Below are 9,893 nucleotides of genomic sequence, written 5' to 3'. Positions count from 1 at the left end.
CCTGCGAAAGTAGCATCTGGAAGTGGGGTTACGGTTACGGTTTTAGTTTTTGAATCTGTACAACCATTTACGGTAATATTGTAAACCACTGAGTGTGTACCAACACCTGCAACAGATGGATCGAAGTTTAGCCCTGATATACCTGGTCCACTAAAAGTTCCACCTGAAACATCTGGAACTAGAGTTGCTGCGGCATCATTTAAACAATATTCATTATTTAACCCATTAAAATCAGGATCTGGTACTTCATTGATGGTAACAGTTTGGGAAGATGTACCTGAGCAACCGCCACTAGTAATTGAATAGGTAATTGTATTGGTCCCGATATTTGCATCGTCTGGATCAAAAACATTACCTGAAACACCATCACCAGAAAATGTTCCTCCAGAATTTACAGGAACGAGTGTTATTGGAGCGTCATCTTCACAATATTGAGCGTTTAAAGTTGTAAAAGTAGCATCGACACCTCCAGCGGTAACTTGAACACTTTGACTTGAAGTGTTTACACAGCCGTTTCCATCTGTTATAGAGTAAATAATGGTATGCGTTCCTACACCCGCAATTGAAGGATCAAAGGTTGTTCCTGAAGTACCTGGTCCAGAAAAGGTTCCTCCTGAAGTTGTTGGGACTAAATTTACAACACCTGCTGCTTCACAATATTGGCTAGCCAAAGAATTAAAAGAAGCATCAGGAAGAGGATTTACAGTGATTGGGATCTCCAAGGTATCTGTACAACCATTTGCGTTTGTCCCTACAACTTGATATGTTTTATTTGCTGTCGGTGTTAAGTTTTGTGTTGCTGCTGTACCTAAGCCGTCTGACCATTGATAATTATCAGCACCTGAAACTGTTATCGACGTGCTATTTCCTATACATAAATTTGTATTTCCTGTAAAGGTAAGGGTTGGACTAGGTTGAACGGTAACATTTATAATGTTTGATGTTGCACTACAACCTCCTCCTGGGGCTGTTGTTGTAACCGAGTAAGCTCCAGCGGTAGACACCGTAATTGATTGTGATGTCGCACCATTTGACCACAAATATTGTCCAGCTGCAGTAGAGGTTAACGTTACGCTTCCCGACCCACAAATTGTTGGTGAGCCACTTGCTGTAATTACGGGACTACTACTTGAACTCAACATAATAGAAACATAGTCACTTAATTCATTGACCACTGCAAGATCTAAGCTTGTGTTATTATCTAAAAATCCAGTAACAATAGCAACAGGATTTAGACCTGTTACGTATTTATTGTCTTTCGTAAGGTTTCCTGCATTGTCACCAACGTATAAAACCACATTTCCTGTAGAACCAGTAGAAATTCGATGCGCCACGGCGACATCAATAAAACCATCTCCGTTAAAATCTCCTGCGGTAACACTTACGGGATCGGCTTCAGTAGTTGGATAAACTTTATTAAAAGCTGGTAGAGGAGAAAACAATCCTGATCCACCATTAATTTTCACATTCAATTGATTCGTAGATTCACATGCAACAATAAGTTCAGGGGTACCATTGCTATTCAAATCAGCCATGATCAAACCGCTAGGTCCACTTCCAGTATTTACACTTTGAGCAGCTGTAAAAGTTGAAATTCCATCACTTTTAAAAGTTTGCACATTATTGGCTCCAAAAGCTGCAATTGCAAAATCATCGTCTCCATCATTATCTATATCTCCAACAGCAATATCTCTAGGTGTACTATTTGTAGATGACGTAATAGGCGTCAAAAACCCACCAGCCCCATTACCTGGCAATACACTTACTTGATCAGCTTCATTGAGCACAAACAAGTCTAAATTGTTATCGCTATTAAAATCTCCTTTTTTAATTTTTAGAGGGTTTGCATTGACATTAATTGTTGTAGGTGAAGAAAACACACCACCTGAATTTAAATAAACACTAGCTGTTCCATCGGTGTAATTAGAAACTATAATATCGTCTTGACCATCTCCATTAAAATCACCCACCGTCACTGAAGATGGATTTGCACCTGTTGTTAGGTTTAAAGAAAAAGAATAATCTCCTGCTCCGTTATTTAAGAATATAGACGCCGTATTGTCATTGAAATTCACATTCACAAAATCATTATTTCCATCTCCATCGAAATCTCCAATTGCAACATCACGTGGACTATTCCCTACTGGAATTGCTTTTCCGATATCAAAACTACCATCACCAAATCCGTAAAAAACAGGCATTTGCGCTCCTATACTTGAGGCGTTTGCAATATCTAAATAACCGTCACCATCAAAATCTGCAATAACCAAATCTTCGGGAGTTCCAAAAGATTGAATTACGTTTTGACTAGCAAAGCTACCTCCACCTGTTCCTTCCAGTATAGACATAGAATTGTCAAAAACGTTAATACAAACAATATCGTTATTTCCATCAGCATCAAGATCAGCAATTTGAACAGCGGTTGGTTTGGTTCCTACCGAATAATTTACAGCAGATGAAAATGTTCCCGATCCATTATTTAAAAGGACTGAAAGATTATTAGCATCTTCATTTACAACTACCAAATCTGTAGAACCATTTCCATTTAAGTCATCAGCAGCAATATCGGCTGAACCAAGACCAGTAGTAATAGTTGCCACGTTGGTAAAGTTACCACTTCCATCTCCTTTAAGGATAAAAGCATTTCCCAATGCAGAGTTGGAGGTTGCTAAATCTATATTTCCATCATTATCAAAATCAGCTGAAACAATGCCTGAAGGACTGGTACCTCCACCTAAACCAATAGAAGGTTGAGGCAATAAAGTTCCTACATTTCCGGGATCATTTAAAAAAATATTTAATTCATTACCATTTCCAATTACAGCAACATCAAGGTGGCTATCGTTATTAAAGTCTGCTATTTCTAATGAATTAGGACCAAAACCTGAAGTATAACTTACGGGTGTCTGAAAAGTTCCATCACCATTTCCAAATACAACGGAAACCTTGTTTGAAATAAAATTTATCAATACAACATCTAAATCACCATCACCATTTATATCTCCAGCTTCTACATCCATTACTCTTTCACCACTTGTTTGATTAATTGGCAAAGCATAAGAACGACCACTATTTCCTTCAATATAGATTAAACGTTGTAGAGATGGATTTGCTGAGGCTCCTGTCGTGTTTCCCATAACAACATCAAGAACACCATCATTATTGAAGTCCCCATAAGCAATACTTTTGGTACTTGATCCTCCTTCAAAAACATAATTATTGTCTGCTTGAAAACATGTAGTTTGAGTAATAGCAAATTGTGCCATTCCAAGGAACAGCACAATTATAATTTTAGATAAATCTCTCATAAGTTATTTTAACGTGTTTGTAATACGCAATTATTTTAATAAGGTTACATGTCCAACGAACTCTCTAGGCTCACTATTAATTCCGTCTGTAACTTTAATCTTCCAAACGTACGTCCCATCTTTAACGATTTTTTCTGAATCGGCTCCATAGGTTCCATCCCACCCTACTTGGTAGTCAAAAGATTCAAAAACAATCTCACCCCATCTGTTAAAGATCAATAATTGATATGAATCAACCTCAACTTTAGGTGGGAAAATGGGCTTAAAAGTCTGATTATAATCATCATAATCAGGAGTAAAAGTATTCGGAACATGGATAGCAAACTCTTCTTTAAATTCAATATCTTGACAAGTTTCACTAATACAACCATATTCAGATATTGCCTCTAGGCATACTTGAATTTCAGAAGGATCTAAAACATTATCAAAGATTACACTTGGATTAGTTTCATTTGTTCCTCCCTGATTTTCAAAAGTCCAATTATATGATTCTGCACCAACGGACAAGTTTGTAAAATCAACTAAATTATTCACAGTTGTTGGTGTATTAGGATTAAAGGTAAAGTTTGCAGTTGGGTATTCATCAATACATACATAATTAACAAAAGTAGTATCGCTTATACATCCAAAAGGTGACTCAACCTGAAGTGATACATCATAACAGAAAGCTGCATTAAAAGTATATTCAAGGTCTGTACAACCGGTAAATGTCTGACCATTTATTGTCCATAAACAATTTGCACCCACATCACTAGGATTCGTCAAGTTAGTAAAGTTAACAGTATGTGGAATACAACCCTCTAGGGAATCACCTTCAAATAGCACTTCAGGCAGTCCATGTAAATCAACAGTTACATCACCTGAGGCCTGATCTCCACATTGATCTGTTACTGTAGCTGTATATGAAGTCAATTCTGACGGAGAAACATTAATTGTATTGGTTGTTTCTCCATTTGACCAAACATAGTCGTATCCTGGTAAACCATCAAGACCTGTTGCTGATAAAGTTGCGGTTCCTTCAGGACAAATGGTTGTATCTTGAAGAACTTCAATATCAACCAATGGAATAACAGTAATGGTCATACTTTCAGTAGGCAATGTACATCCATTGTAATCAAATAATTGAACCGTATAAGTATCCGTATTTGTTGCAATAACTTCAAGTGTATCTGTTGTAGACCCTCCATTGCTCCATTGATAAGTATATGGTTGAATACCTCCAGTTGGGTTTGCAACAACCTGATAGTTGTATGCATAACATACAGTTGTATCATCTGTAATGGATAATGTTAAAGGGTCTGCTTCCCATACATTCGCGGTTCTTTCTGTAATACAACCAGCGGCATCACGTACAACTACATTATAATCGCCTGCACATAGATTTTGAAATGTATTATTGGGTTGGAATGTTGCACCGCCATCAACAGAATATTCTACAGCAGTAGGTGAAGTCAATGTAATCTCTCCATCACAATCACCATGGCAGTTAACATTATCAACGTCAATATTTGTAATTAAAACTGAATCCGGTTCATCAATGAATTGATCACCGCTGATAATACAACCTTTATCATCTTCTACTATAAAGTCATAAGTACCATCACATAAACCATTAACTTGATTATCATTTGGACCACCAACACCTTGAACCCAGTTATAAGTATAAGGAGTTGTACCACCTGAAACAGTTAAGTCAATTTCACCATCGCATGTATTTTTACACGTAGCGTCTGTACCCACTATATTATCAAATACTAATTCAGCAGGTTCATTTACTGTCTCAGTTCCTGTTATTTCACAACCATTACGATCTCTTACAACAATATCGTATGTTCCAGCGGCAATAAAATCATTTGCTGGAGAAGAACTAAAGTTCGCTCCGTTATCAAAAGAATATGTGTAAGCAGGGGTTCCACCATTTGGCGTAACTAGTATTTTACCCGTAGAATTTTGAAAACACAATAAGTCTGTCGGCACGGATGTAAATGTTAAAGGATCTGGATGTGTAAGGGTAATATCTTCCGTATCCGTACATCCATTTCCATCTATTACCTCAATAGTATGTGTTCCATCAGGCAAACCTGTTAGAATTGGACTCCCTTGAGGTGCGCCACCATTTACAGAATAAGATAAACCAAGGTTACCGCCAGTTACGGTTACTTCAACCTCTCCGTTGGCATCTCCATTACATAAAGGATCAGTTCCGGAAAGCATGGTAATAACTGGTGAGGCTTGGTCTGTTACAGTCTGTGTTCCAGTTGCAGGACAATTAAAATCATCATGAACTATGATATCATAAGTGCCTTCTGCTAATCCAGTAAAGTTATTGGTCGTGACAAAAGTTGCTCCATTATCAATACTGTAAGTATATCCTGGAGTTCCTCCATTTGCTGTAATGGAGATTTCACCATTTGGATCACTACAAGTTGACGGAGTTTCCGTTGATGTAAATGTAACTTGTGAAGGTTCATTCACTATTTGAGTTGAATTGATCACACAACCATTATCATCTTCAATTAAGACGTCATAAGTTCCATCACAAAGTGAACCTATGACACCGTTTGTGGTATAATTCACTCCATTATCAACACTATATTTATAGTCTATTGTACCGCCTGATGCTGTTATAGCTATTTCACCATCGCATGCATCAAAACACTCAGTATCTGTCACTGCATAAACAGCAGTTAGAGGTGCAGGCTCTGTAATTGTAGCCGTGTTTGAAACCTGACAATTGTTATCATCTTCAACAACAATATCGTATGTTCCAGCAGCTAAACTTACAAATGTATTTGGAGTTTGAAAAGTTACTCCGTTATCGTTACTGTATTCATAGCCTCCTGTTCCACCTGAAGCTACAACTTGAATTACTCCAGTATTATCACCATTACAAGACAAGTTAAATAAGTTTGTTGTGAAAGTAATTAATGGCGCCTCATCTACATTAAATGTTTTAGATTCGAAACAGAAATTATCATCCATGATCGTTATGGTGTAAGCACCAGCAGCCAGGCCGTTAAACACTGTACTGTTTTGGAAAGTAAATCCACCATCTATACTATATTGATAGTTTCCGGTACCTCCACTTGGATTGATTATTTCAATTTCTCCATCACTACCACCATTACATGAAGCATCAGTTATTGTAGCGTCAAAATCTAATTGATCAGGTTCTGTTAATGTAAAAGGAATCGTAAATACACAAAGTCCTCTATCGTAAATCGTTACAATATGACTTCCAGCTTGCAATCCGTTAAATGACGGAGCTGTTTGAGTTGTTCCGCTGTTATCAAGTTCATAAGTAATTGGTAGAGCTCCTGCATAATTAATTACCTCTACCTCACCGTCAGACCCTCCAAAACAAGAAACATTTTCCGTTCTTACTAGGTCACCGTCCATCTGAATATCATTAATCCCAAAGAATACTGAATCTTGACATCCTTCTCTATCTGTAACAACCACCTGATAAGCTCCTGCTACTCTATTTGTAAACAATCCACTTGCTTGATTTGGTGAACCATCTAAAGAATATTGAAATGGTGGATTTAAACCAGTAGCAATAAATTCAATTGCTCCATCATTGAAACCGCAATTCGAAGGCGTCATAGATAAAGTATCAATATCAATACCTGGAGGATTGTTTAGCACTTCAGTCGAAGTAAATTGACAACCATTTCTATCTTCAACTACTACATCATGTGATCCTGCGGGTAAACCTGTCAATATATTTCCGGATTGCAAGGCCCCTCCATTAACACTGTACGAATAAACAGGTGAACCTCCTGATGCGGTTACTTCAATTTGACCATCTGAACCGTCCTTACATGTCGGATCGGTATTAACAAAAGTAGCTGACAAAGCACCTGGTTCCACAAGGTTAACGGTAGCGTTTGACACACAACCTCCACCATCTCTAACAACGACATTGATAACGCCAGCACATAATCCAGTTAAATTCGGGCTACCTCCAAAAGAGAGTCCGTTATCACTTGAGAACTCATACGGAGTCGTTCCACCAGAAACGGTAATATCAATTTCACCATCACATTCACCAGCACATGAAGCAGGAGTGGCGTTACTTGTAAATGTAAGCGCATTTGGTTCAGTTAACGTAAAGGTTGTTGTTGCTGTACAACCATTACCATCTGTTATCTCTACCGAGTAAGAACCTGCTGTTAAACCTGTAAAAGTATTACTAGGTTGTGCGGGGCCACCATCTAAAGAATAGGAAATAGGTGTTGCTGCATCAGTAGTTCCAATAATAACCTCTCCATTATTACCCCCAAAACAACTTAAATTTGTTTGATCATCAACAAAAGCGGTTGGCACTGCAACTGCACCAACAGTTGCCTGAACATCTGCAGTACATAAATTATCATCTGTAACAGTTATAGTATATGTTCCTTGCGCAACATTAGTAAAGCTGCCAGATCCTTGCAATGGTCCTCCTGAAGAAAATTGATAAGGCGTTAGTCCGCCTGATGCAGAAACATCTATAGATCCTGTATTTGCACCACACGTTGCATCATTTACATTATCTAAAGTAATTGAAACGGGAGTAGGTTCTCCAACAGTAGTATTTAAAGTTAAGGTACATCCTTTAAAATCAATAATATCAACTTGATAACTTCCAGCTGTAAGACCTGAAAAATTTGTTCCTGCCTGCGGCGCTCCACCATTGAGACTATAAGTATACGGTGTATTACCACCAGTAACTCCTGTTACATCGATTTCTCCATTCGCATCACCAGAACATAAAGCGTCAAGAGGTGTTAATGCTCCAGTTAACACATCTGGTTCTGTAACAGTAACAGTAGCAACTGTGACACAACCAGTACCGTCGGTTACAGAAACATCATAAGTTCCAGCGCTAAGATTTGAAGCAGTTTGTGATGTTTGACCAATTGGGGTCCCACCTTGAGACCATTCATAAAAATAAGGCGCAGTTCCCCCTCCAGGTGTAGCTGTTGCAGAACCATCACCAGCTCCGTTACAAGTTAAAGGTGTTTCAGTCACCGTAACGGGTAAAGGAGGCCCTGGATCAATTGTAAATGTTCCTGTTAAATCACATCCACCCCCAGTATTTACTGTGTAATCATAATTACCGGGCGGTAAATTCGTGAAGTTACCTGAGGTATTATTATCATTAACTGGACCTGTTATATTATACGTAAAAGGAGGAGCTCCACCCGCCATTGAAATTGTGGCAGTACCTTCATCTGTTCCACCACATGCTTCTGTTGTGGTAACAACATTGGGAACACCTGGATTAATTACATTAATTGTAGCCCCATAATTATTTTGACCTGTAATTGGACAAGCATCATCCTCAACTAAAAAGTTCAAGGTTACTGTTCCGGAAGTGGTAATAGGTGTCCAACAAACAGAAACAGTTACTGGATTCACGCCAGATTCAGAAATTGTTGCACCAGGCAAAACTGAAGTAAGATTTGAAACTACTGTAAGCACATCGCCTGCATCAGGATCTGTAAAAACAACATCAAAACAACCTTCAAAACCTTGACATAAGGTAAGGCTACTCGGTCCGTTTTGAACAATACTTCCTGTTACATTGGTAACTCCACCGCCTGGGGTCGAAGACGGAGGTTGAGGAAGTTCATTCGAACAAGCTTCAACATAAGTTTGGTAATCATAATTAGTAATTGAAACAATATCTCCATTACTATTATATTCTGTCATTCGAATTACAAAAACATAAGCTCCAACCGTAGTTGGTAGAAAAGTAACTGTTCCTGAAACGGGATCTATAGTCACACCAGGAATTGGAGTACCACCATTAAAACCACCAGAATAAGGCACATTATTACCTGGAGAAGTTGTTGCACTTACTAAAGAATAAGCAATTGAGTCTCCATCTGGTTCAAACGCTCCTAAATTATAGGAAACAGGTTGGTCTCTACAAACATAAGGCTCTGGTTGAGCGGTAACCACAGGAGAATCATTACAATTATCAGTGGCTGTATTAATTTGGGTAGTTACATTAAATCTAGGTTGATTAACTAAGTTGTTTGTTGTGTTTCTACAACACAATTCATAACTAGCAGTCCATGTATCACAATCATCTAAAGTAACTATAGCTTCATAAACATATTCTTCATACCCTGGAACAGGCCCTCCATTACATGTTGTATTTCCTGCCTGTGCTGTACATACCTGCGAAACCTCAGTATGATTTTGATAATTTAAAACAGGATTAAAATTAGCTACTCCTCCACAGTTATTAGTTAATCTAATTCCACGATTACCAGTTCCAAGATTTGCCCCGCCACAATCTCTATATAATATCATTCTTACTAAATATTGACCTGGAGTTCCAGTGCACTCGAATTGAATATATCCACCTGCAACGTGAGTGGCGTTTGCGTCATTCACGTTAGCAAATAATCCTATAAGTAAAAGGGCAAGCGGAAGTAGTAATTTATGTAGTTTCATCATCATAGTAAATGTATTAAATAATCTAACCTGTTATATATACGTTTAAAAAACTAAAAGGGTTGCTCTAAAATAAAGATGATTATGTTAATTTTAGAAGCACCTCTGATGTAAAAATACTTTTTTTTATTC

2 protein-coding genes are annotated in these 9,893 nt (G+C 37.9%); both read right to left on the bottom strand.

Going from position 1 to position 9,893, the window contains the following annotated elements; translation table 11 throughout:
• Window positions 1-3,308, bottom strand: a 3,308-nt coding sequence (locus CW751_RS12035; RefSeq protein WP_133122207.1) for a beta strand repeat-containing protein, incomplete at its 3' end; no start/stop codon positions are given.
• A 30-nt stretch (window positions 3,309-3,338) separates the two neighbouring features.
• On the bottom strand, window positions 3,339-9,767 hold the full coding sequence (locus CW751_RS12030; protein ID WP_101335275.1) for a T9SS type B sorting domain-containing protein: 6,429 nt from the start codon (window positions 9,765-9,767) through the stop codon (window positions 3,339-3,341).
• Between the last annotated feature and the right edge of the window lie 126 nt (window positions 9,768-9,893).

This window comes from Brumimicrobium salinarum (genome assembly GCF_002844555.1).
Lineage (GTDB): Bacteria > Bacteroidota > Bacteroidia > Flavobacteriales_D > Crocinitomicaceae > Brumimicrobium > Brumimicrobium salinarum.
Note: the sequence above shows the minus strand (reverse complement) of the source record. Positions and strands in the feature narration are given on the sequence as shown.